General features: G+C 56.8%; 1 protein-coding gene and 1 pseudogene. Both read right to left on the reverse strand.

Annotated elements, in window-relative coordinates; genetic code table 11:
* Positions 1 to 8: 8 nt before the first annotated feature.
* Complete coding sequence (gene corA / locus ACV22V_RS32325; RefSeq protein WP_448016801.1) at positions 9 to 980, reverse strand: magnesium/cobalt transporter CorA; 972 nt, start codon at positions 978 to 980, stop codon at positions 9 to 11.
* Positions 981 to 1,266: 286 nt separating this feature from the next.
* Positions 1,267 to 1,459: pseudogene (locus ACV22V_RS32330) on the reverse strand (hypothetical protein); the annotation flags it as partial.

Raw genomic sequence — 1,459 nt, forward strand, 5'->3', positions numbered from 1 at the left:
GGCCGGAATCACACCCAACCGGCGCGTTTCAGCTTCCGATACAACGCAATGCAGCCGGCAACCGTGACGGACAGCGTGATGGGATAGCCCCATGCAGTTTTCAATTCAGGCATGCCCTGGAAATTCATGCCGTACATACTAAAAATCACGGTCGGCACTGCGAGGATCGCCCCCCAGCCGGCCAACTGTTTGACGACCTCGTTCTGTCTCACGGAGACAAGTGCCAGATTGACGTGCATTGCATTCGTCAGCATTTCGCGCATGTCATCGGTGATTGTCGTGATCTGGTGTGCGTGGTCCTGAACATCGCGTACGTAAGCGCGCAGCTCTTTGGGAACGATCTCTTCATGGAATCGAATCAATTGGTTGCATATGTCGTCCATCGGAACGGCAGCATTGCGTAGTTTCAGAAGATGACGTCGAAGGTCGTACAGTTTTTCAATTGCCGCTTCGTCGAAGCCGGACTTGAACATCTCCGATTCGACGCCGTCGAGCTGTTCCTCGAACTGGCTGACGATCGGCCGATAGTTGTCGACCACGAAGTCGAGAATCGAATACAGCGCGAATCCCGGCCCTCGGCTCAGCAGCTTCGGATTTTCCTCGACGCGCGCGCGGATCGCGGCATAGCTGGACGAGGCGCCGTGTCGAACCGAGACGAGGAAATTTTTACCGACGAACAGGTGCGTCTCTCCGTACTGCACTTCTCCGTCCACCAACTGCGCAGTCTTCACCACGATAAAGAGTGACTCGCCGTAAACCTCGATCTTCGGACGCTGGTGCGCTTTCAGCGCGTCCTCGATGGCAAGATCATGCAGGCTGAACTCCTCCTGCAGCTTTCTCAGCAACGGCTCCTCGGGTTCCCAGACGCCGACCCAAACGAACGTATCGGGCTCCTTTACCACCTCGCTGATGTCGTCGATGCTGACGTCGCCCGAACGTCGACCTGCCCGGTAGGCCACGCTGTTGACGACCTTGCCCATACCCATGCTCTGCTCCTTTCTGCCTTCTCAATCCATTTTCGATGCCGTGGCGCCCATCATTTGACGTATCCTGACTTCGCACGTGTCGGGCACCGATAGTACACGTGAGACCGACCGTCTCCCTCGCGGACTTGCGATGCCAGCGGGGCGTGGCTCGGGGGCCGCCCGGTCGAGCCATCGCGACGAACGCTTGCGAAGTTCCATCGAAAAATCGAGAGGCGGCAGATGAGCGAGAGGCTGACGCTGGGGAAAATGATTTTTCCCACATGCACGGATAGCAAGGCTACTATCCGAATTCCGGATCAATCAGCTCGGGATGGGTCTGGATATGCAGTAGCACGAACCGCCGTCTCGGACAGGATTCGGAGATGTAAGTGATATGCGGTGGGATTCCCATCAGTCGTACATGACGATTCACAACCGCAGCCGTAAACGCATCTTCCGTCTCGGCCAAGACCCATCGATACGCAAGCGCAAAC

This window comes from Burkholderia sp. AW33-5 (genome assembly GCF_053427615.1).